This window comes from Nevskia sp. (assembly GCF_051860985.1).
Lineage (GTDB): Bacteria > Pseudomonadota > Gammaproteobacteria > Nevskiales > Nevskiaceae > Nevskia.
The window spans coordinates 262,183-283,815 of sequence record NZ_JBIMKV010000002.1; the positions used below are offsets into that span (position 1 = coordinate 262,183).

Annotated in this window: 17 protein-coding genes; 7 read left to right on the top strand and 10 right to left on the bottom strand. The window is 68.1% G+C overall.

What is annotated here, in order from left to right; genetic code table 11:
- Nucleotides 1–100: 100 nt before the first annotated feature.
- From ACTIGJ_RS03415 to ACTIGJ_RS03445, 7 genes are all read left to right on the top strand, one after another.
- On the top strand, nt 101–3,436 hold the full coding sequence (locus ACTIGJ_RS03415) for a methyl-accepting chemotaxis protein (protein WP_439638876.1): 3,336 nt from the start codon (nt 101–103) through the stop codon (nt 3,434–3,436).
- Nucleotides 3,437–3,440: 4 nt separating this feature from the next.
- Nucleotides 3,441–4,310, top strand: coding sequence for a CheR family methyltransferase (locus tag ACTIGJ_RS03420; protein WP_439638877.1), 870 nt, complete (start codon nt 3,441–3,443; stop codon nt 4,308–4,310).
- 5 nt (nt 4,311–4,315) lie between these two features.
- A complete protein-coding gene (gene cheD / locus ACTIGJ_RS03425) occupies nt 4,316–4,936 on the top strand; it encodes a chemoreceptor glutamine deamidase CheD (protein ID WP_439638878.1) in 621 nt (206 codons plus the stop codon).
- Entirely contained in the window at nt 4,936–6,000 is a 1,065-nt protein-coding gene (locus ACTIGJ_RS03430; RefSeq protein WP_439638879.1) for a protein-glutamate methylesterase/protein-glutamine glutaminase, read from the top strand. Before cheD ends, ACTIGJ_RS03430 begins: the two co-directional genes overlap by 1 nt.
- A 133-nt stretch (nt 6,001–6,133) precedes the next feature.
- Nucleotides 6,134–7,399, top strand: coding sequence for a methyl-accepting chemotaxis protein (locus ACTIGJ_RS03435; protein ID WP_439638880.1), 1,266 nt, complete (start codon nt 6,134–6,136; stop codon nt 7,397–7,399).
- 100 nt (nt 7,400–7,499) lie between these two features.
- Complete coding sequence (locus tag ACTIGJ_RS03440; protein WP_439638881.1) at nt 7,500–8,171, top strand: YoaK family protein; 672 nt, start codon at nt 7,500–7,502, stop codon at nt 8,169–8,171.
- A 151-nt stretch (nt 8,172–8,322) separates the two neighbouring features.
- Nucleotides 8,323–9,102, top strand: coding sequence for a hypothetical protein (locus ACTIGJ_RS03445; RefSeq protein WP_439638882.1), 780 nt, complete (start codon nt 8,323–8,325; stop codon nt 9,100–9,102).
- Between the two features lie 51 nt (nt 9,103–9,153).
- Here the strand turns inward: ACTIGJ_RS03445 and puhE are convergent, their stop codons facing one another.
- The 10 genes from puhE to bchB form a co-directional block, all read right to left on the bottom strand.
- A complete protein-coding gene (gene puhE / locus ACTIGJ_RS03450) occupies nt 9,154–9,951 on the bottom strand; it encodes a putative photosynthetic complex assembly protein PuhE (protein ID WP_439638883.1) in 798 nt (265 codons plus the stop codon).
- Between the two features lie 72 nt (nt 9,952–10,023).
- Nucleotides 10,024–11,103: a magnesium-protoporphyrin IX monomethyl ester (oxidative) cyclase gene (gene acsF, locus ACTIGJ_RS03455; RefSeq protein WP_439638884.1), complete on the bottom strand. Its 1,080-nt coding sequence runs from the start codon at nt 11,101–11,103 to the stop codon at nt 10,024–10,026.
- 41 nt (nt 11,104–11,144) lie between these two features.
- Entirely contained in the window at nt 11,145–11,660 is a 516-nt protein-coding gene (puhC, locus tag ACTIGJ_RS03460; protein WP_439638885.1) for a photosynthetic complex assembly protein PuhC, read from the bottom strand.
- A gap of 32 nt (nt 11,661–11,692) precedes the next feature.
- Nucleotides 11,693–12,373, bottom strand: coding sequence for a photosynthetic complex putative assembly protein PuhB (gene puhB / locus ACTIGJ_RS03465; protein ID WP_439638886.1), 681 nt, complete (start codon nt 12,371–12,373; stop codon nt 11,693–11,695).
- A complete protein-coding gene (gene puhA, locus ACTIGJ_RS03470) occupies nt 12,370–13,143 on the bottom strand; it encodes a photosynthetic reaction center subunit H (RefSeq protein WP_439638887.1) in 774 nt (257 codons plus the stop codon). Before puhA ends, puhB begins: the two co-directional genes overlap by 4 nt.
- Nucleotides 13,140–14,618: a BCD family MFS transporter gene (locus ACTIGJ_RS03475; protein WP_439638888.1), complete on the bottom strand. Its 1,479-nt coding sequence runs from the start codon at nt 14,616–14,618 to the stop codon at nt 13,140–13,142. Before ACTIGJ_RS03475 ends, puhA begins: the two co-directional genes overlap by 4 nt.
- Nucleotides 14,615–15,331, bottom strand: coding sequence for a magnesium protoporphyrin IX methyltransferase (gene bchM / locus ACTIGJ_RS03480; RefSeq protein WP_439638889.1), 717 nt, complete (start codon nt 15,329–15,331; stop codon nt 14,615–14,617). Before bchM ends, ACTIGJ_RS03475 begins: the two co-directional genes overlap by 4 nt.
- Nucleotides 15,331–16,245, bottom strand: coding sequence for a ferredoxin:protochlorophyllide reductase (ATP-dependent) iron-sulfur ATP-binding protein (gene bchL, locus ACTIGJ_RS03485; RefSeq protein WP_439638890.1), 915 nt, complete (start codon nt 16,243–16,245; stop codon nt 15,331–15,333). Before bchL ends, bchM begins: the two co-directional genes overlap by 1 nt.
- Nucleotides 16,242–20,027 (bottom strand): magnesium chelatase subunit H, encoded by a 3,786-nt coding sequence (locus tag ACTIGJ_RS03490; RefSeq protein WP_439638891.1) that lies wholly within the window; start codon nt 20,025–20,027, stop codon nt 16,242–16,244. Before ACTIGJ_RS03490 ends, bchL begins: the two co-directional genes overlap by 4 nt.
- The gene (bchB, locus tag ACTIGJ_RS03495) at nt 20,002–21,627 is read right to left on the bottom strand and encodes a ferredoxin:protochlorophyllide reductase (ATP-dependent) subunit B (protein WP_439638892.1); all 1,626 of its coding nucleotides are present in this window, start codon (nt 21,625–21,627) and stop codon (nt 20,002–20,004) included. The genes ACTIGJ_RS03490 and bchB overlap by 26 nt, the downstream gene beginning before the upstream one ends.
- Between the last annotated feature and the right edge of the window lie 6 nt (nt 21,628–21,633).

Below are 21,633 nucleotides of genomic sequence, written 5' to 3' on the forward strand. Positions count from 1 at the left end.
CCGGAAATCCGGCATCGGCTGCCGGGAACCGGACTTGCAGCGGGCGTTGGCACGCGCCCGCCGCCCCCGATCTTCGCTCCACGTTCATCCGGAACCTGCCATGAAGCTTCTCGATTCGCTGTTCAGCCGCGCCGCCGACCGCAACCGCATTGCCGATCACGCCTGCCGGGCTGCGGCGATTGATCGCAGCTTGGCGGTCATCGAGTTCTCGATGGACGGCCGCATCCTGCACGCCAACGACAACTTCCTGAACACCTTCGGCTACCGGCTGGACGAGATCCAGGGCCAGCACCATTCGATGTTCGTGACGCCGGAGCAGCGCGCGTCGATCGACTACCGGCTGTTCTGGGAGAAGCTCGGCCGCGGCGAGTTCGACGCCGGCCAGTACCGGCGGCTGGCCAAGGGCGGCCGCGAGGTCTGGCTGCAGGCCACCTACAACCCGATCGACGGCCCTGACGGCAAGCCGGTCAAGGTCGTCAAGTACGCCAGCGACATCACCGAAGCCCGGCTGCGCGCCGCCGACCAGCAGGGACAGCTCGATGCGATCGCCAAGTCGCAGGCGGTCATCGAATTCACGCCGGACGGCAGGATCCTGCACGCCAACGACAACTTCCTGAAGGCGGTCGGCTACACGCTTGACGAGGTCTGCGGCCAGCACCATTCGATGTTCGTCACCGCCGAGGAGCGCGCTTCCGACGCCTACCGGCTGTTCTGGGCCAAGCTCGGGCGCGGCGAGTACGACGCCGGCCAGTACCGGCGCATCGGCAAGGGCGGCCGCGAGGTCTGGATCCAGGCCAGCTACAACCCGATCCTCGATCCCGCCGGCCGGCCGTACAAGATCGTCAAGTACGCCAGCGACATCACCCAGGCCAAGCTGCAGGCCGCCGAGTTCCACGGCCAGATCGCCGCGATCGGCAAGGCGCAGGCGGTGATCGAGTTTTCGCTGGACGGCCGCATCCTCAACGCCAATGACAACTTCTGCGCGGCAGTCGGCTATCGGATCGACGAGATCAAGGGCCAGCACCACGCGATGTTCGTGACGCCGGAGGAAGGCCAGAGCGCGGAGTACGCGGCGTTCTGGGCCAAGCTCGGTCGTGGCGATTTCGATGCCGGCCAGTACAAGCGGGTTGGCAAGGGCGGTCGCGAGATCTGGATCCAGGCCAGCTACAACCCGATCCTCGATCCCTCCGGCAAGCCGTTCAAGGTGGTCAAGTACGCCACCGACATCACCCTGGCCAAGCTGCAGGCCGCCGATTACGAAGGCCAGCTAAAGGCGATCTCCAAGGCGCAGGCGGTCATCGAGTTCACGCTGGACGGCAAGGTGCTGACCGCCAACGACAATTTCTGCGCCGCGCTCGGCTACCGGCTCGACGAGATCGTCGGCCAGCACCATTCGCTGTTCGTCGACGCCGATACCCGCAACAGCGCGGCCTACGCGCAGTTCTGGACCAAGCTCGGGCGCGGCGAGTTCGACGGCGGCACCTACAAGCGGATCGCCAAGGGCGGCCGCGAGATCTGGATCCAGGCCACCTACAACCCGATCATCGGGCCGGACGGCAAGCCGCTGAAGGTGGTCAAGTACGCCACCGACATCACCGAGGCAAAGCTCAAGGCGGCGGTCTACGAAAGCCAGCTCGACGCGATCTCCAAGACCCAGGCGGTCATCAAGTTCACGCTCGACGGCAAGATCGTCGACGCCAACCAGAACTTTCTCGATGCCACCGGCTACGCGCTGGACGAGATCGTCGGCAAGCACCACGCGATGTTCGTCGATCCGGCGCATCGCGCCTCGGCCGACTACAAGCAGTTCTGGGAGCGGCTCGGCCGCGGCGAGCCCGGCACCGGCCAGTTCCGCCGCTTCGGCAAGGATGGCCGCGAGGTCTGGCTGAACGCCTCGTACAACCCGATCCTCGATGCCGCCGGCCAGCCGCAGCAGATCATCAAGTACGCCACCGACATCACCGCCCAGAAGATCAAGGACACCGATGCCGCCGGGCAGATGGCGGCGGTCTACCGGGCGCGCTGCGCGATCCAGCTGGCGCTGGACGGCACCATCCTGATGGCCAACGACAACTTTTGCCGCGCCACCGGCTACACCCAGGAAGAGCTGGTCGGCCGTCACCACGACCTGCTGCTGGAGCAGAACGCCGCCGCACTCGCCGAAGGCCGCGAGCTGCTGGCGCGGATCGCGCGCGGCGACAGCCCCAACGGCCAGTACAAGCGCATCGGCCGCGACGGCAAGGTGGTCTGGTTCCAGGCCAACTACAACTCGATCCTCGATCTCGCCGGCAAGCCCTGCAAGGCCGCCGTGTTCGCCACCGACATCACCGAGCAGGTGCTGGCCCAGATGGCGCTGAACCGCGCGGTCGAACAGACCCAGGCGGTGGCGCTGGCCGCGCGTGAAGGCGACCTGACCCAGCGCGTGCCGCTGGACGACAAGGCCGGCCAGATTCGCGAGCTGTGCGGCGGCGTCAATGCGCTGGTCGACAACATGGCCGCCGTGGTCACCCGGATCAAGGAATCGACCGAAGCGATCAACACCGCTGCCCGCGAGATCGCCACCGGCAACAGCGATCTTTCGGCGCGCACCGAACAGCAGGCCGCGTCGCTGGAAGAAACCGCCAGCTCGATGGAAGAGCTGACCTCCACCGTCCGGCAGAACGCCGAGAACGCCCGCCAGGCCAACCAGCTGGCGCTGGGGGCCTCCGATGTCGCGCTGAAGGGCGGCAAGGTGGTCGGCGAAGTGGTCGGCACCATGAGCGCGATCCAGGCCTCGTCGAAGAAGATCGTCGACATCATCAGCGTCATCGACGGCATCGCCTTCCAGACCAACATCCTGGCGCTGAACGCTGCCGTTGAAGCGGCCCGTGCCGGCGAGCAGGGCAGAGGCTTCGCGGTGGTGGCGGCGGAAGTGCGCAGCCTGGCCCAGCGGTCCGCCGGCGCCGCCAAGGAGATCAAGAGCCTGATCGGCGATTCGGTCGAAAAGGTCGGCAACGGCACGCGCCTGGTCGAGCAGGCCGGCAAGACGATGGACGAGATCGTCACCAGCGTGAAGCGGGTCACCGACATCATGGCCGAGATCTCGGCGGCCTCGCAGGAGCAGAGCCAGGGCATCGAGCAGGTCAACCTGACCATCACCCAGATGGACGAGGTGACCCAGCAGAACGCCGCGCTGGTCGAGGAAGCCTCGGCGGCGGCCCGTTCGCTGGAATCGCAGGCCGAAGGACTCAGTGCCTCGGTCGCCAGCTTCCGGGTCAGCGCCAATGACAGCGGAGTGCCGGCCGATGCCAGAACGCCGGCGCTGTCGCCGGCCGCCGCGCCGGGCATCCGTCCGCCGGGCCGCACCATGCCGCCGGTCCGGCGCGTCGCTGCCGGCGCATCGGCACCGGCTGTCAAGCGGGCCAGCGGCAGCAGCGAGCAGTGGACCGAGTTCTGACGCCATGAGCCGAGCCGCCGCTGTCGCAGACGAACCGATCGTGGACGACGATCGCGATTTCACCTTCACTGCGCGCGATTTCGATCGCGTGCGCCAGCTGATCCACGGCCGCGCCGGCATCGCGCTGTCGGAATCCAAACGCGACATGGTCTACAGCCGGCTCGGGCGGCGCCTGCGGGCGCTGAACCTGGTGTCGTTCAAGGACTATCTCGACCAGCTCGAAGCGCGCGGCAGCGACGAGGAGTGGCAGGCCTTCACCAATGCGCTGACCACCAACCTGACCTCGTTCTTCCGCGAGGCGCACCACTTCGAGATCCTTCGGGAATTCCTGGCCGGCAAGGGGCGCCACACGCCGGCGAAGATCTGGTGCTCGGCGGCCAGCACCGGCGAGGAACCATATTCGCTGGCGATCACCGCCTGCGAGGCCTACGACTCCCTGACGCCGCCGGTGAAGATCCTGGCCACCGACATCGACACCAACGTGCTGGAAACGGCCGCCGCCGGAATCTATCCCGAGGAGCGGGTCGAGAAGCTCGACGAGGCCCGCAAGCGCCGCTATTTCCGGCGCGGCAGCGGCATCAACGCCGGCAAGGTCCGGGTGATCGACGAGCTGCGCGAGCTGATCACCTTCCGGCCGCTGAACCTGCTCGATGCGCGCTACCCGATGAAGGGGCCGTTCGACGCGCTGTTCTGCCGCAACGTGATGATCTACTTCGACAAGCCCACGCAGCGCGACATCCTGCTGAAGATGGCGCCGCTGTTGAGCCCCGACGGCCTGTTCTTCGCCGGCCATTCGGAAAGCTTCTTCCATGCGACCGACATCGTCACCTCGATCGGCCGTACCGTGTATCGCCGCACGCCGCCCCGGGGCTGAGCGCCATGTACGAGATGCGCAAGGTGCGCGACAAGGTGCAGAAGATCGCGGCGCCGACCACCTACTTCGATCCGAAGTTCAACGCCCATGCGATGAAGGTGCTGCCGGGCGAGTACATCGTCACCGATCGCGACGTGATGCTGGTGACCGTGCTCGGCTCCTGCGTCAGCGCCTGCATCCGCGATCCGCTGGCCGGCGTCGGCGGCATGAACCACTTCATGCTGCCGGACCTGGAGAACGGCGGCGCCGCCAACGAAAGCGCGCGCTACGGCTCCTATGCGATGGAAATGCTGATCAACGAACTGCTCAAGCGCGGCGCCGCGCGCAGCCGGCTGGAATGCAAGGTGTTCGGCGGCGGCGCGGTGCTGGCCGGCTTCACGCATTCGAACGTCGGCAAGCGCAACGGCGATTTCGTGCTGCGCTATCTGGCCACCGAAGGGATTCCCGTCGCGGCACAGGACTTGTACGACACCTGCCCGAGACGCGTGCACTACTTCCCGCTGACGGGCCGGGCGCTGGTCAAGCGCCTGGCGTCCGCCAATGACACCGAGGTTCTGGCCAGCGAAAGCCTGTACCGGCACAAGCTCGCCGAATCTCCCACTGCTGGCTCCGTGGAGCTTTTCTGATGCCCAACAAGATCATCAAGGTCCTGATCGTCGACGACTCCGCACTGATGCGGCAGTTGCTGACCGAAATCATGTCGAGCGACCGCGAACTCGAAGTGGTCGGCGCCGCGCCCGATCCTTTCGTCGCCCGCGACCTGATCAAGGCCCTGAACCCCGACGTGCTGACGCTGGACGTCGAGATGCCGAAGATGGATGGCCTGACCTTCCTCGAAAATCTGATGCGGCTGCGGCCGATGCCGGTGGTGATGGTGTCGTCGCTGACCGAGAAGGGCGCCGAAGTGACCCTGCAGGCGATGGAACTCGGTGCCGTGGATTTCGTCACCAAGCCGAAGATCGATCTCGCCGCCGGCATGCGCAGCTACACGGCCGACCTGATCGCCAAGGTGAAGTCGGCGGCCCGCAGCCATGTCCGGCCGCCGCCGTTCCCGAAGCCGGCGCCGAAAGGGCCGCTGGCCTCGGTCGGCAACCGCTACCGCACCACCGAGCGCCTGATCGCCATCGGCGCCTCCACCGGCGGCACCGAGGCGATCAAGGAAGTGCTGGAGCGGATGCCGGCCGATGCGCCGGCGATCGTCATCACCCAGCACATCCCGGCGATGTTCTCCGGGCCGTTCGCGCTGCGCATGGATCGCTCGTCGGCGATGGCGGTCTGCGAAGCGCGCGACGGCCAGCAGATCGTGCCCGGCCACGTCTACATCGCGCCGGGCGACCGCCATCTGGAAATCACCCGCAGCGGCGCCCGCTATGTCACCCGGCTGACGGACGCGCCGCCGGAAAATCGCCACCGGCCGAGCGTCGACGTGCTGTTCAAGTCGGTCGCGCGCTTCGCCGGCGCCAACGCGGTCGGCTGCATCCTGACCGGCATGGGCGATGACGGCGCCCGCGGCCTGCTGGAGATGCTCAAGGTCGGTGCTCACACGATCGTCCAGGACGAAGCGTCCAGCGTGGTCTGGGGCATGCCCGGCGCGGCTTTCAAGATGGGCGCGGCCGACCGGGCGATCAAGCTCGACAACATCGCCGCCGAACTGCTGAACCTGTGCGCCGCTGACCGGCGGGCGGCCTAGCAGGACCGCTGCCGTCAAGTATTCACCTGGCCCGCCGATCACTCCCCAGCATCCCGTATCCCGCCCTGCTGCAGCCGCTGCCCACGACCACCGACACGCCTTCCCGATCAACCGCGAACCCGGAACCACCGACATGAACGCGATCCAACACAAACCCTGGCTGTTGCCGCTGGCCGGCACCGCCGCCTTCTTCCTGCTGTTTGCCCTCGGTGCCTCGCCTGCTGCCGTCTGGGCCGGCGCCTTGCTGGCGCTGGGCGGCTGGATGGCGTTCGGCTGGGTGGCCCGGCGCGGCGATCGTCGCGAGCGACAGCTGGCCAGCGTGCACGAGGGCCAGCTGCACCATCACCGGCAGATGCTCGATGAACTGCGCGGCGGGCTGATCAACGAATCGACTGGCGTCCAGCACGAGGTGGAGCGGGTGCGCAGCCTGATCCTCGAAGCGGTGCGCAGCCTGACCAGCGCCTTCGAGACGATGAACCGCCAGAGCCAGGCGCAGGAGGCGGCGGTCGGTCGCATCCTGAGCCGTGCCGAAGGTTCCCACGGCGGCGGTGTCGACGTGCAGCACTTCGCCCGCACCGCCAGCCAGCTGATGGAAGGCTTGGTCGACATCCTGGCCGGCGTCAGCCGCCAGAGCGCGACCTCGGTGCAGCACATCGATGCAATGGTCAAGCATCTCGACGCCATCTTCGAGCTGCTGGGCGACGTCAAGACCATTGCTGACCAGACCAATCTGCTGGCGCTGAACGCGGCGATCGAAGCCGCCCGTGCCGGCGAAGCCGGACGCGGCTTCGCGGTGGTGGCCGAGGAAGTGCGCAACCTGTCGGAGCGTTCGACCAGCTTCAACGAGCAGATCCGCAAGCTGGTGTTCAGCTCCAAGGATTCGATCGCCAAGGTCCGCGAAGCGGTCGGCGAGATGGCGACCCGCGACATGAGCGCCAGCCACCAGGCACGCAACGAGGTTGGCCGGCTGATGCAGCAGGTCGAGGAGATCAACAGCGCGGTGGCGGTGTCGGCGCGCGAAGCGCATGCCGCCGGCGAGCAGATCAACGTCGCGGTCGGCCAGGCGGTGCGCTGCCTGCAGTTCGAGGACATCGCCACCCAGGCGCTGGGCTCGGCCCTGCTGCATCTGAACCGGCTGCGCCAGATCGGCGATGAAACCCAGAGTCTGCAGGCGGTGCTGGTCAACGAAGCGCTGCCGCACCCGGCGGCGCCGAGCCCGATGCCCGGCTACCCGCCGGCCGCGCCGGCCTATGTCGCGCCGAAGCCCGCACCAACGATGGCGACGCCGCCGCCTGCGGCGCCGACCGTTGCCGATTCGGGCAAGGCCGACTGGCGCGCGCCGGTGCACAAGCCGGTGGCGCAGCTGTCGATGCAGGCCGGTGCTGTCGAGCTGTTCTGACCCTCAACGGCAGGACCCAAGGGCGGGTGCGGGCGAGAGCGCCGCACTCGCCTTTTTTGATGTCGACGCGACGCGTCGTCGCCCCGATACTGCCGCCGCAATGACCAAACGGCTGCCAACCTGGGTGGAATGGGGTGCCTGGCTGCTGGCGATGAACGCCGGCGGCATCAATGCCGTTGGCCTGCTGAGCTTCGAGCATCAGGCGATCTCGCACGTCACCGGCTCGGTGTCGTGGCTGGGCCTGGAACTGGCGCGCGGGCATCTGGCGGCCAGCCTGCATCTGGCGCTGGTGGTGCTGGCTTTCTTCGCCGGCGCCGCGCTCAGCGGTGCGCTGCTGGAAGACAGCACCTTGCGGCTCGGCCGGCGCTACGGCATCTGCCTGCTGATCGAGGCCGCGCTGCTGGCGGCGGCGCTGCGCGGCTTCCATCACGATGCCCCGACCGCCGCGCTATGGGCCTCGGCGGCCTGCGGCATCCAGAACGCGATGGTGTCGACCTACAGCGGTGCGGTGATCCGCACCACCCACGTCACCGGCATCGTCACCGATCTCGGCATCGCGCTCGGCCACTGGCTGCGCCGGCTGCCGGTCGATGCCCGTCGCGTACGCCTGCACCTGCTGGTGCTGGCCGGTTTCACGGCCGGTGCCGTGGCCGGCGCCCGGGCCTGGCTGGAATGGGGATTCGCAGCGCTGTGGGGGCCGGTGCTGATCTGTCTGGCGCTGGCGGCGGCCTATGGCGTCGTCCACCTGCAGCGGCCGGCACCGGCCGACTGAAAGCGGAGACCGGGCTGGCGGCTGTGTGACCGGGTTCATCGTGGCCGCCGTGCGGCGCTGTCGGCGACCGATGCGCTTCGCTAGATTCGCAGCGCTGGCGGCGCCTGCCGCGCGACGGCCAGCATCTCGATTCCTGACGGAGGATCACGCCATGCCCAGCCTCACCGCCGCCCTGCGCAACGAGTACGAAGCCCTGTTCAACCGCTGCGTGATCAATCCGGGCAAGGCCAAGCTGGTCGCTGGCCTGGTCGACAAGCTGCTGGCGAATCGCGGCCGCTACGATGCGGTGTCGAAGCTGACCGGCGTGCCGTGGCATTTCATCGCCGTCACCCACAACATGGAGTCGAGCCAGAACTTCGCGCGCCATCTCCACAACGGCGATCCGCTGACGGCGCGCACCGTGCAGGTGCCGGCCGGTCGGCCCGCCAGCGGCTCGCCGCCCTTCACCTGGGAAGCCAGCGCCGTCGACGCGCTGGCGATGAAGAAGCTCGGCCCCGACATCGACTGGAGCCTGGCCGGCACGCTGTACCGGCTGGAGCTGTACAACGGCTGGGGCTATCGCACCTATCATCCGGAAACCCTGTCGCCGTACCTGTGGGGCGGCTCGAACCACTACGTCAGTGGCAAGTACGTGAAGGACGGCGTCTGGTCGCCGACGGCGGTCAGCGACCAGTGTGGTGCGGCGGTGCTGCTGCGCCGGCTCGCGGAGCTGGGTCAGGTTCGCTTCGTGACCGCTGCGCAGACGCTGCCGCGCTATGCGACGACGCGGCCCAAGGAGACTGCGGTGGCGAGCCAGGTCGAGTCGCTGCAGCGCTGGCTGAGCGGCTTCCCGCAGATCTTCCTGAAGGTGGACGGCGTGCCGGGCCCGAATACCTCGAACGCCTACAAGGCGGTGACCGGCCAGTACCTGCCCGGCGATCCGCGCGGTTGATCGGTCACTGACGCCGGCGGTTTCTGCGGGGGCCGGCGCGCCAGCGGCGGGTCAGGACGACGAGGCGGTCGGCGGCGCGCGGTCCAGCGGCCGGCGCGAACTGAGGCCCCAGCGCCACAGCGCGTCGGCCGGAATCGGCAGCACCAGGAACCAGTGCTCCAGCACCGCCAGCGACAGCAGGGTGGCGAGGAAGCCGAGCGACACGGCGTCATGGCTGCCGTCGTCGGCGTTGATGGCCAGCCGCCAGAGCAGCGTGGCGATGGTGGTGGCGGCGATCACCGGCCACGGGAACAGCAGGTTCATCGGCCGCCGCGCGAAGTAGGTCTGCAGGTAGCGCAGGTGGTCGGGCAGAAAACTTTCCGACAGGTTGCGGACGCCGAGGAACACGTTGAGCTTGGCGCTGGTGCGCATCGCCCACAGGATCAGGAAGGTCCACAAGCCGGTGCTGTTCGGCGCATCCCAGGTCACCACCGTCACCAGCAGCGCGCCGGCCGCCAGGGCGATCTCGTGGTGCAGCACCGCTTCCAGCGCGTAGCGCGCGCGTTGCAGGCCGCGCGCGCCGGGCGGGCAGGGGGAACGCCGGGGGCCGGTGATGAAGCCCATCAGAAAGCTCATCTCCAGCCAGCCCCAGACCGCGAGGCTGGCGGTGAACGCCAGCGTCGCGCCGACCGGGCTCGGGTCGCCGGCGCTGCTCGACAGCAGTTGCACGGCACCCAGCAGCAGCACCGACGCGGCGCCCAGGCTGTAGCGGTAGGTGCGCGGCGGCAGGCCGTCGAGCCACAGGATCGCGCCGGTGGCGAACCACCAGACGAACAGCGTGTAGGCGACGGTCAGGGCGAGGTCGGTCATCGCGGCCGGAGAACGGTCGGGAGCGGGCGGCTCGGCGGTCGCGGTCCGCAGGCGGACGCGTGACGCGCGGCGCTACCAGCTCGGCGACAGCCGGACATCGGCCGGCAACCGGTGTTCGATGACCGGGATCGTGTACAGGCGCAGGAAGGTCAGTGCCGCCGAAGCGCCGTAGCCGATGCGCCGGATCGCGTTCAGCAGGCCGCCGCCAGCACGGGCCCGGTCATTGGCGGTGGAGATCGCCAGCAACTTTTCCAGGCAGGCGCGGAAGCGCGGGTGATCGATGTCGACGGTGAACGGGAACACCTGCTTGGAGATCTCCGAGGTGATGCGGAACACCTCGTAGTCGTACTGGCGCGGGTCGATCGCCAGCGCATCGTGCATCTCCGGGCGCGACTGGTCGCGCACGAACATGGTGGCGTAGACGGCCAGCACGAAGAAGCGGATCCACAGCCGGTTGCGGCCTTCCAGCAGCTTCGGATTGGCCCGCATCAGCAGCGCGAAGCTTTCGCCGTGGCGGAATTCGTCGTTGCACCACTGGTCGAACCAGCCAAAGATCGGGTGGAACTTGAGCTCCGGGTGCTTCTCGATCTGCCGGAAGATGGTGATGTAGCGGGCATAGCCGATCTTTTCGCTGAGGTAGGTGGCGTAGAAGATGAACTTGGGCTTGAAGTAGGTGTACTTCTTGGCCCGGGTCAGGAAGCCGAGATCCACCGCGATGCCGAAGTCCTTCAGCCACTGGTTGATGAAGCCGGCATGGCGGGCTTCATCGCGCGCCATGTAGCCGAACAGTTCCTTCATGTCCGGGTTGTCGACGTTCTTCTTGATCTCGTTATAGAGCACGCAGCCGGAGTATTCGGAGGTGATCGACGACACCATGAAGTCGACGAACTCCTTGTGCAGCCCTTCCGGCAGATCCGAGTAGTCGGCCATCAGATTGGCCGGCCGGGTGAAATGGACCTTGTTGTTGTCGGCCTTGTACTCGTCCATCAGCGACTGCCACTGGGCGCGGATCGGCGATACGTCGATCGCGTCCATCGCTTTCATGTCCGTGGTGTAGAAGCGCGGCGTCAGCAGCGTGTCTTCCTGCGCGCGGCGCGTGGTCTCGTTCGGCAGTCGGGCTGCGGCGGGGGCGCTGGCGGTGGCTGTGCTCATGGGATGCTCGGCAGGACAGAATTCAAGGGAATCGACGGCGATCAGCCGGCAGGCGCGTGCAGCGAATGGCCACCCGCCGCGTTGACGGCCGCGCCGGCAGGCAGCAGGCGGGCGAAATCGCTGATGTTTTCCGAGCCGAACGAGCCCAGGTCCAGGCGCTCGCCGGTCGCCGGATCGGCCAGCAGCAGGTGGCCGTCGCCATGCAGGCTCAAGTGGAACGGCAGTTCGCGGCCGATGCCGGCCTTGCGCCGCTCGCGGACCAGCGCCCGCACCATGCCGCGCATGAAGTTGTCCTGACCGGGCGCGATGGTGTCGATCCGCTCGCCGCTGGCGTCGTCAAAGATGCCGATGTCGCCACCCTGCAGATCCTCGAAACGCAGCGCGCGCTCGGAGACGATCGCGGCATCGGTCACCGCGCTGCCGGCCGGGGCGCCGCCGTGGCGGGCATCGAGGCGGCTGTCGATGGCCAGCGCGAAGGCCAGCCCGATCGCGGTCAGCACCGCATACAGCGGCAGGCGCAGGTTGGTTTCGCGGCGATCGGCAGGTGTGGCGTTCATCGGGCGGGTCCGGGCGGGCAAGGGAAGGGCGATCAGCCGCCGACGGTTGCCGACAGGTCGGCCAGCGGCCGCGTGCGGATCGACGTCGACTGACCCACCGGCAGCGCCGTGCCGCCGCTGGCCTGGGCGATCGCCTGCGCCAGCAGTGCCGCGACCTGACGCGGCTGCTCGATCGACCGCAGCATCGGCTCGGTCTGGCGGAACTGCCAGGGCTTGGCGTGCGGCCACAGATGCGCGTAGGCGATGCTGTTGCCGTCGCTGAAGCGCAGCGGGATGTCGCCGGTGCCTTCGGCGTGTTCGCGCAGTCCGGCCGAGGCGACCACGGCATGCGGGAAGTTGAAGGTGATCTCCAGCACCACGCCAACCCGCATCAGCACCCGCCGGCTGGTGATCGTGTACCAGGTCGCGCGCGCCGTGAGCCAGGCGACCAGCGCCAGCATCGCCAAGCCGGCGCCCGCCAGCGGCAGCAGGTAGCTCATCGCCTGCAGGGCATCCGCCGGATGGCCGCCGCTGGCCAGCACCGCCACGCCGCGCGAGCCGATCAGCAGCGCGAAGTAGATGGCGATGCTGCGGCCGTGAAAGGCGCGCCGGTACAGCGAGGTCCAGCGCGGCGCGCCCTGCCAGAGCACGCGTTCGCCATCCGGCAGCGGCTCTGGCAGTTCGCGCACGCCAGCGAAGTTGTAGTCGTCGTGGTGCGGCGCGCGGTCGCTCACAGCAGCGGCCCGAGGCGATCCGGCGTGGCGTACAGCGTGCCGGCGCCGTAGTAGCCGGCGATCATGTCTTCCTCGCGCAAGGTCACCTGCTGCGGCGTGCGGATCTTCGGCACATCGGCGAACTGGCTGCCGAGGATCGCGCCGACCTTCACCGTGCCGTCGCCGGCCACGGTCGCGAAGTTCCAGGGCAGCAGCACCGTGCTGCCGTCGGCGACCTGCACTTCGAAGTAGCGGAACAGCCGCTCGGAGCGATCGACCCACAGATCGACGCAGATGCCGCCGGACTTGCCGTCGGCGCCGAGCACGCGCTTGCCGCGCGGGTCCGGATCACCCTTGGCGACGCCGTAGTCCGGGTCGCTGCGCAGCGGCACGATCTTCGGCGTGCCGGTCAGCTCCAGGTCCGGATGATCGTCGCGCTCGGTCCAGGCGCCGGGGCCGACGCCGGCCAGCAGCGGGTTGCCGGTCGGCACCAGCGGCGAATCCGGGTTGCGGTCGAGGCGACGCGCCTTCAGCTGCTCCGGCGGGCCGGCCTTCCAGGCTTCCGGCACGGTCTTGGTACCGCCGTGCGGCAGCAGATAGGTCTTCGGGTCCGGGCGGCCGCCCAGACCTTCCTGCAGCTGGTTCGGCGAGCGGTCGGCAGTTTCCAGCGGATAGCCTTCGCGCTGGCCCTCGCGATGCAGGTAGATGACCAGGGCAGCGAAGAAGCCCCAGAACAGATAGAGCGCGACTTGGGCGATATCGATGCTCGCCGTGATGGCACCGTGATTCATTGTGTTACCTCCTCCCGTAGATTCATCGACTGCAGGTTGGGCCAGACGGCGTCGTCGCCGCCGGTACCGACAAGTTCATCGCGTTCGGCCGAATGGCGAACCAGCGGGCCGATCGCCACCAGCGTCGCGAACAGCAGACCGAGTTCCAGGTGATAGACGACCGTGTAGCCGGTGGCCGGTCCTGCGAGTCCTTCGCCGAGTGCGCCGCTCAGCGCCAGATGGGCGATCGCGTCGCGCAGCAATCCGCTGATGGCGATCGCGCCGCCGGCGGCCGTCGCCTGCACCGCGCCCCAGACGCCGAGCGCCAGTCCGATCTGCTGCTGCGGCGCCAGGCTCATCGCGGCGGTCAGCGTGCAGTGGCCGAACAGGCCGCTGCCGATGCCGATGCCGGCGACGCCGATCGCGAACAGCAGGGTCGAGGCCATTGGCGCCGACAGGATCAGCGCCGAGAACGCGGCGATGCCGACCACCGCGCCATAGGCCGCCATCCGGTAGGGATCGACGCCGCGCACCAGGGCGCGTGCGGCGATCACGAAGCCGGCCAGTCCGCCCAGCGCCAGCGCGGCGGTCAGCGCCGTGGTCGACGCCACGGCCAGATGCAGCACCTCGCCGCCGAAGGGTTCGAGCAGGATGTCCTGCATCGAGAACGCCACGGTGCCGAGGCCGAGCGCGATCAGCCGGCGCCGCGCATGGCTGCGGTGGCTGAAGCTCCGCCAGGATTCGCGGAACGACGGTGTCGGCAGCGCGTGCGCAGTGCGGGCCGGAGCGCGCGCCTCCTGCTTCCACAGCGCCACCAGATTGAGCAGCATCGTCACTGCCGCCGATCCCTGGATCACCTGGATCAGCCGCAGCTGGCTGAAATCGCGCAGCAGCAGGCCGAACAGCAGCGCACTGAGCGCCATGCCGATCAGCAGCATCGAACACATCAGCGCCACGACTCTGGGCTGCGATTCGACCGGCGCCAGGTCGGTGGCCAGCGCCAGACCGACGGTCTGCGTGGTGTGCAGTCCGGCGCCGACCAGTAGGAAGGCGATGGCGGCACCGATCTGGCCGACGATAGGGTGCTGCAGCGAATCGCCGGACAGCAGGATCAGCGCGAACGGCATGATCGCCAGTCCGCCGAACTGCAGCATCGAGCCGAACCAGATGTACGGTACCCGCCGCCAGCCGAGAAAGGACTTGTGGGTGTCGGACTTGAAGCCGATCAGCGCCCGGAACGGCGCGAACACTAGCGGCAGCGCCACCATGAAGCCGACCAGCCAGGCCGGCACGTGCAGCTCGACGATCATCACCCGGTTCAGCGTGCCGATCAGCAGCGCCAGTGCCATGCCGACCGACACCTGGAACAGCGACAGCCGCAGCAGCCGCGACAGCGGCAGCTCGACGGTCGCGGCATCGGCGAACGGCAGAAAGCGGGTCGACACCCGGCTCCAGGTCGATGCGAAGGTCGGCCGCGCTGGCAGGGGCTCGCTCATGCGCGTTGCAATTCGAAAGCCTGGCTCTTGTAGAAGCCGCTGGTCACCAGCCGGGTCTGCGCGAACGTCCAGCCGCTGGCTTCGGGCCGGTTCTTCAGCAGGCCGCACAGCGTCTGCGCGGTGACCGGCACGATGGCCGGTGCCCGGTCGCCGCGCGGAAACAGCAGGCCGATGCTGTGCATGACCGTCAGCAGCGCGGTCTTCGGCGCGAAGGTGATGGCCATGCTGTGACGCGTGCGCTGCATCAGCGCGGCCACGGTGTCGGCGATGTCGGCCGGCTGGTAGTGGATCAGCGAATCCATCGCCACCACATGGTCGAACATGCCAAGCGCCGGGTTCAGCATGTCGCCGACGTGAAATTCGATGGTGCCTTTCAGATCGGTCGGTGCGCGCTCGCGGGCGACGTTGACCAGGTTGCCGGCGATGTCGATGGCGACCACGTCGGCCCCGCGCCGTGCGGCTTCCACCGCCAGCGCGCCGGTGCCGCAACCGGCATCGAGGATACGCCGGCCGCTGAGGTCATCCGGCAGCCAGCCGAGCAGCGTGCCGCGCATCTCGTCGCGGCCGGCGCGCACGGTTTCGCGGATGCGGCTGACCTTGGCGGTCGAGGTCAGCCGCGCCCAGGTATCGGCCGCCGTACGGTCGAAGTAGGTTTCCAGCTGGCCGCGCCGGCTGTCGTAACGGGCGCGCGCGGTGTCCGGGGCGGCGCTCATCACTCGAACCCGAGAAGGTCGAAGATCTCGCGATCCTTCAGCGGCGAGGTCAGCTGCGGCTTGGTGCCGAGCCAGAGTCCGGCGGCGAGGCGCAGGTACTCGTCCTGCACGGCACGGATTTCCGGCACGTCTTCCATCTCGAACATGGTCGCCTTCTTGAGCCGCGAGCGGCGGATGGCATCGAGGTCGGGAAAGCGGGCCAGGGTGGTCAGCCCGATCGCGGCGTTGTACTTGTCGATCTGGTCGGTTTCTCGCGAGCGATTGGCGATCACGCCACCGAGCCGGACGTTGTAGTTCTTCTGCTTGGAGCCGATCGCGGCGACGATGCGGTTCATCGCGAAGATCGAGTCGAAATCGTTGGCGGCGACGATCAGCGCGCGGTCGGCATGCTGCAAAGGCGCGGCGAAGCCGCCGCAGACGACATCGCCCAGCACGTCGAAGATCACCACGTCGGTGTCTTCCAGCAGGTGGTGTTCCTTCAGCAGCTTCACCGTCTGGCCGACCACATAGCCACCGCAACCGGTGCCGGCCGGCGGGCCGCCGGCTTCGACACACATCACGCCGTTGTAGCCCTCGTAGACGAAGTCTTCCGGGCGCAGCTCCTCGCCATGGAAATCGACCGACTCCAGGATGTCGATGACGGTCGGCACCAGCCGCTTGGTCAAGGTGAAGGTGGAGTCGTGCTTGGGATCACAGCCGATCTGCAGCACGCGCTTGCCGAGCTTGGAGAACGCCGCTGACAGGTTGGAGGACGTGGTGCTCTTGCCGATGCCGCCCTTGCCGTAGACGGCAAACACCTTGGCGTTGCCGATCTTCTGCGATTCGTCCAGGTGCACCTGCACGCTGCCGGCGCCATCCGGCGGTGGCATGACGCGACGGACGGTGGAAACGGGGATATTGCCAATGGTGCTCATGCAGCCTCCGCGAGGTGAACGCCTTCGAGCCGGTCCTCGAGTTCGAGGCCGGCGGACTTGAGCGCTTCGAGTGTCTTGTCGTCCGGGCACCAGTAGCTGCGCTCGGTGGCTTCCAGCAGGCGGCTCGCGACTTTCGCGGAGGCCGTCGGATTCAGGCTGGCGAGGCGTTCGCGCATCGCCGGGTCCAGCACGAAGGTTTCGGCCAGCTGCTGGTAAACCCAGGGCTGGACCTGTCCGGTGGTCGCTGACCACGCGAAGGTGTTGGTGATGTGGCTCTCGATCTGGCGCACGCCTTCGTAGCCGTGCTTGAGCATCCCCTCGTACCACTTGGGATTCAGCATCCGCGTGCGGGTTTCCAGCGACACCTGTTCGGAAAGCGTGCGCACCGTGCCGGCGCCTGTGGTCTGGTCGCCGATGTAGACCGGTGCCGCCGCGCCGCCCTTGGCACGCTGCACGGCGCGGCTGATGCCGCCCAGCGTGTCGAAGTAGGTGTCGATGGTGGTGACGCCGAGCTCCACCGAATCGAGGTTCTGGTAGGCCAGGTCGACGTTCTTGAGGATGCTCTGCATCAGCGCCGGCTGGGCGCTGGGCGTGCCGTGGCGGCCGAAGGCGAAGCTCTTGCGGCGGCTGTAGGTTTCGGCCAGCTCGTCTTCCTGGTCCCAGCGGCTCGATTCGATCAGGTTGTTGACGTTGGCGCCGTAAGCCCCATCGGCATTGCCGTAGACGCGCAAGCTGGCCGTTTCCAGATCGCAGCCATGCACCGCCTGATAGGCCAGCGCGTGCTTGCGGACGTAGTTCAGCTCCAGCGGCTCGTCGGCGCTGGCGGCCAGGAAGGCGGCTTCGGCCAGCAGCTTGATCTGCAGCGGCAGCAGGTCGCGGAAGATGCCAGACAGGCTGATGACCACGTCGATTCTCGGCCGGCCGAGTTCGGCCTGCGGAATCAGCGTTGCGCCGGCCAGCCGGCCGTAGGCATCGAAGCGCGGCTTCACCCCCATCAGCGCCAGCGCCTGGGCGATCGGCGCGCCTTCGGATTTCAGGTTGTCGGTACCCCAGAGCACCAGCGCCACGGTTTCCGGCAGCGCGTGGCCCTCGTCGAGATGGCGCAGCAGCAGCCGCTGCGTCTGCCGGGCGCCGTCGGCCACGGCAAAGGCGCTCGGAATCCGGAACGGATCGAAGCCGTGCAGGTTGCGGCCGGTCGGCAGGATGTCCGGCGTGCGCAGCAGATCACCGCCCGGCGCCGGCCGGATGAAGCCGCCGTCGAGCGCCTTCAGGATGCCCTCGATCTCGTGCTCTTCGCCGAGCTGGCGATTGATCGTCGACAGCTGTTGCAGCGCATCGCGATGGCTCGGCGTATCGGCCAGCTGGCCATCGGCCAGCGCCCGTTCGAGCGGCAGGCCGGCGACCAGGGCCTCGATGCCGGCGCGTGCCGGCCGCAGCCCGTGCGAGGCCTCGGCGACCGACAGCAGCAGGTCGGTGCGCTCGGCGTCGGAGGGCAGCGCGCCGACCACATGCAGGCCATTCGGGATCAGCGTGTACTCCAGCTCCAGCACCTGGCTGCCGAGCTGCGCAATCCGCGCATCGGCGTCGGCATCGGTCCATTGCGGCTCGGCAGCGGCCAGATCGAGCAACGCCGCCTGCGATTGCAGCAGCGCAGCAAGCGATTCCCGGGCGTGAGCTTCGTCCGGCGTCAGCCCGCGCCAGCGGTCGATCGACGATTTCAGCTCCACAAGGCCGCGATAGAGGCCGGCATGGGCCACCGGCGGCGTCAGGTAGGAGATCAGCGTCGCCTGCGAGCGGCGCTTGGCGATCGCGCCTTCGCTCGGGTTGTTGGCGGCATACAGATACAGGTTCGGCAATGCGCCGATCAGGCGGTCCGGCCAGCAGTCGCCGGACAGGCCGCTCTGCTTGCCGGGCATGAATTCCAGCGCGCCGTGGGTGCCGAAGTGGAGCACCGCATGGGCGCCGAAGTCTTCGCGGATCCAGCGGTAGAACGCGGAGAACGCGTGGGTCGGCGCGAAACCCTTTTCGAACAGCAGGCGCATCGGATCGCCTTCGTAGCCGGGGCCGGGCTGCACTGCGATGGCGACGTTGCCGAAGCACTCGCCGAGAATCTGGATGCTGGCGCCGTCGCTGTTCTGACGGCCCGGAGCGGGGCCCCACTGCGCTTCGATCGCTTTCAGCCAGGGCTCGCGGCGCACGTGGTCGTCGGTTGGAATGCGCGCCATGACATTGGCATCGGCGCCAAAGCGCGCCGCGTTGCCGTGGATGATCCGCTCGCGCAGATCATCGACGGTGACCGGCACGTCGACCCGGTAGCCCTGGGCCTTCATCGCCTTCAGCAGGTGATGCAGCGATTCGAACACCGACAGGTGCGCGGCGGTGCCGATGTTGCCGGCGTTTGGCGGGAAGTTGAACAGCACCACGGCGACCTTGCGTTCGGCGCGTTCGGCGCGCTTCATCGCCACCAGCTTGTCGACCCGCGCGGCCAGCGATTCCGCGCGTTCGACGCAGGTCTGCATGTCTCGGGCGGTGGTCGACGGCGGGAACACGCAGCCGCGCTGGCAGCCCGTGCATTTCGCGCCGGCGGAATCCGAACGGCCGCCGAAGGTGGTCATGCCGGTGGCGCCGTCGAGTTCCGGAATCGCGACCATGATCGTCGACTCCACCGGCATCAGGCCGCGTTCGCCGGCGCCCCATTGTTCGAGCGTCTGGAATTCCAGCGGGTGAGCGGCGACATAGGGCACGTCGAGCTTGGCGAGGATGTCCTCGGCGGCGCGGGCATCGTTGTAGGCCGGGCCGCCGACCAGGCTGAAGCCGGTCAACGACACCACGGCATCGACCGTCGTGCGGCCGTCCTTGATGAAGAACTCCTCGATTGCCGGCCGCGAATCCAGTCCCGACGCAAACGCCGGCACCACGTTCAGACCGCGCGCCTCCAGGGCATTGATGACGCCGTCGTAGTGCGCCGCATTGCCGGCCAGCGGATACGAGCGCAGCAGCAGCACGCCGACGGTACCGCGCTTGCCCTTGCGCGGCAGCGCGTCGGGGGTCTCGGCGATACGGCTCTTCATGCGCGGGTGGTAGATGCCGACGTCCGGGTATTCGGCCGGCAGCTCGGACGAAAGCCGACCGCGCAAGTGACGGCGCGGGCCATCGGCATAACGGTCGACCAGGAAGCGAACCATGTTGACGATGTTGTCTTCCGAGCCGGCCAGCCAGTACTGCAGGGTCAGGAAGTAGGCGCGCACGTCCTGCGCGGTGCCGGGAATGAAGCGCAGCAGCTTGGGGAGCCGGCGCAGCATCTTCATCTGCTCGGCGCCGGCCGTGGTCTTGGCGGCGTTGCCTTCCTTGGCCTTCGGCCTCAGGCGCTTCAGCAGCGCCATTGCACCGCTGGCTTCCTGCTTGCCGTCCATGTTGAAGCGGCCGATGCGGGTCAGCTTGGCAATCTCGGTGGCCGACATGCAGCCGATCATCGCGTCGCAGTGCTCGCGCCTGGCCTGCAGCGCCGGCAGCACCGCATTGAAGTGCTCTTCGACGAACAGCATGGTGTTGATGATCAGATCGCCGCGCGCGATATCGTCATGGCAGCGTTGCAGCGCGGCGGCATCGTTCGCCCATTCGGCGGCGGTGTGCATGCTCAGCACCAGGCCCGGCACTTCGCGGGCCAGCCGTGCGGCGGCCCGCTGCGTGGCGCTGGCCAGGTGGTTGTCCATGGTGACGATGACGACGCGCATCGGCGTCGGCTGCGTCACCGGATCAGCGGCTGAAATGGGCTTTGGCATCGTAGAGCGCCTCGACGGTGATCACCCGGACGCCGCGCTCGCGGGCCCAGCTCTCGGTATTGCGCCGTGCCTTGCCGCGCACGAAGAACGGAATCTTTCCGAGTTCCTTCTCGCCGTCGGTCGACCACACCGGAATGCCGTCCCAGGCCGCGTCGGCCGCAGGTCGGCTGTCAATCGGGGCGACATCGTTGTCGCATGCAGCGCTGACGGCGGCGTTGGCGTCGGCTGGCGCGTCGTTGCGCCGTTCCGTGGCCGGCCCGCCCAGATGCGAGGGCGTGGCTTCGGCATGGAATTCGAAATCGTCCCGGAACATGCCGAGCAGGTGTTCCTCGAGGCCCATCATCAGCGGATGGACCCAGGTATCGAAGATCACGTTGGCGCCTTCGAAACCCATCTGCGGGCTGTAGCGCGCCGGGTAGTCCTGCACGTGCACCGGCGCCGAGATCACCGCGCAAGGCAGGCCCAGCCGCTTGGCGATGTGGCGTTCCATCTGGGTGCCGAGCACCAGTTCCGGCTGCAGCTCGGCGATCTTCGCTTCGACTTCCAGGTAGTCGTCGCTGATCACCGCTTCGACGCCGTAGCCCTTGGCGGCTTCGCGGATCTCGCGGGCCATTTCCCGGCTGTAGGTGCCCAGGCCGACGACCTGGAAGCCGAGTTCGCGGCTGGCGATGCGGGCGGCGGCCAACGCATGGCTGCCGTCGCCGAACACGAACACGCGCTTGCCCGTCAGATAGGTGGAGTCCACCGATTTCGCGTACCACGGCGCGCGCGACGTGGCTTCGTCCAGCGCGGCGGTCGGATCGACGCCAGCCAGCGCGGCGACTTCGCGGATGAATTCGCAGGTCGCGCCGATGCCGATCGGTACCGTCTTGACCATCGGCTGGGCAAAGCTGCGCAGCAGCCAGCTGGCGGCCGGGTTGGCGATTTCCGGATACAGCACGACATTGAAATCGGCATCCGGCAGTCGCCGCAGGTCGTCGATCGAGGCATCGAGCGGCGCCACCACGTTGACGATCACGCCGAGCTTGCCGAGCAGCCCGCGAATCTCGCGGACGTCGTCGCGATGACGGAAGCCCAGTGCGGTCGGGCCGAGCAGATTGCAGCGCGCCGGGCGGTTCGGCGCGCGGTCTTCGCGACGGCTGCCAGGCGGCGGCATCAGCGGGCTGCAGATCGCACGGACCAGCTGGTAGAAGGTTTCCGCCGCGCCCCAGTTTTCCTTCTTCTGGTACGACGGCAGTTCCAGCGCCACCACCGGAATCGGCAGTTCCAGCGCCGCTGCGAGGCCGCCGGGGTCGTCCTGGATCAGCTCGGCGGTGCAGGAAGCGCCGACCAGCATCGCCGCCGGCTTGAAGCGTTCGAACGATTCCCGCACGGCTTCCTGGAACAGCTGGGCGGTATCGCCGCCGAGGTCGCGCGCCTGGAAGGTGGTGTAGGTGACCGGCGGGCGCTTGCCGCGCCGCTCGATCATCGTGAACAGCAGGTCGGCGTAGGTGTCGCCCTGGGGCGCGTGCAGCACGTAATGGACGTCGGTCATCGCCGTGGCGATGCGCATCGCGCCGACGTGCGGCGGGCCTTCGTAAGTCCAGACCGTCAGTTGCATGGCGAT

What these genes read in the sequence shown, in the direction of transcription:
- ACTIGJ_RS03415 (WP_439638876.1), top strand. Translation starts at nt 101, where the DNA reads ATGAAGCTTCTCGATTCGCTGTTCAGCCGCGCCGCCGACCGCAACCGC.
- ACTIGJ_RS03420 (WP_439638877.1), top strand. Translation starts at nt 3,441, where the DNA reads ATGAGCCGAGCCGCCGCTGTCGCAGACGAACCGATCGTGGACGACGAT.
- cheD (WP_439638878.1), top strand. Translation starts at nt 4,316, where the DNA reads ATGTACGAGATGCGCAAGGTGCGCGACAAGGTGCAGAAGATCGCGGCG.
- ACTIGJ_RS03430 (WP_439638879.1), top strand. Translation starts at nt 4,936, where the DNA reads ATGCCCAACAAGATCATCAAGGTCCTGATCGTCGACGACTCCGCACTG.
- ACTIGJ_RS03435 (WP_439638880.1), top strand. Translation starts at nt 6,134, where the DNA reads ATGAACGCGATCCAACACAAACCCTGGCTGTTGCCGCTGGCCGGCACC.
- ACTIGJ_RS03440 (WP_439638881.1), top strand. Translation starts at nt 7,500, where the DNA reads ATGACCAAACGGCTGCCAACCTGGGTGGAATGGGGTGCCTGGCTGCTG.
- ACTIGJ_RS03445 (WP_439638882.1), top strand. Translation starts at nt 8,323, where the DNA reads ATGCCCAGCCTCACCGCCGCCCTGCGCAACGAGTACGAAGCCCTGTTC.
- puhE (WP_439638883.1), bottom strand. Translation starts at nt 9,951, where the DNA reads ATGACCGACCTCGCCCTGACCGTCGCCTACACGCTGTTCGTCTGGTGG.
- acsF (WP_439638884.1), bottom strand. Translation starts at nt 11,103, where the DNA reads ATGAGCACAGCCACCGCCAGCGCCCCCGCCGCAGCCCGACTGCCGAAC.
- puhC (WP_439638885.1), bottom strand. Translation starts at nt 11,660, where the DNA reads ATGAACGCCACACCTGCCGATCGCCGCGAAACCAACCTGCGCCTGCCG.
- puhA (WP_439638887.1), bottom strand. Translation starts at nt 13,143, where the DNA reads ATGAATCACGGTGCCATCACGGCGAGCATCGATATCGCCCAAGTCGCG.
- ACTIGJ_RS03475 (WP_439638888.1), bottom strand. Translation starts at nt 14,618, where the DNA reads ATGAGCGAGCCCCTGCCAGCGCGGCCGACCTTCGCATCGACCTGGAGC.
- bchM (WP_439638889.1), bottom strand. Translation starts at nt 15,331, where the DNA reads ATGAGCGCCGCCCCGGACACCGCGCGCGCCCGTTACGACAGCCGGCGC.
- bchL (WP_439638890.1), bottom strand. Translation starts at nt 16,245, where the DNA reads ATGAGCACCATTGGCAATATCCCCGTTTCCACCGTCCGTCGCGTCATG.
- ACTIGJ_RS03490 (WP_439638891.1), bottom strand. Translation starts at nt 20,027, where the DNA reads ATGCCAAAGCCCATTTCAGCCGCTGATCCGGTGACGCAGCCGACGCCG.
- bchB (WP_439638892.1), bottom strand. Translation starts at nt 21,627, where the DNA reads ATGCAACTGACGGTCTGGACTTACGAAGGCCCGCCGCACGTCGGCGCG.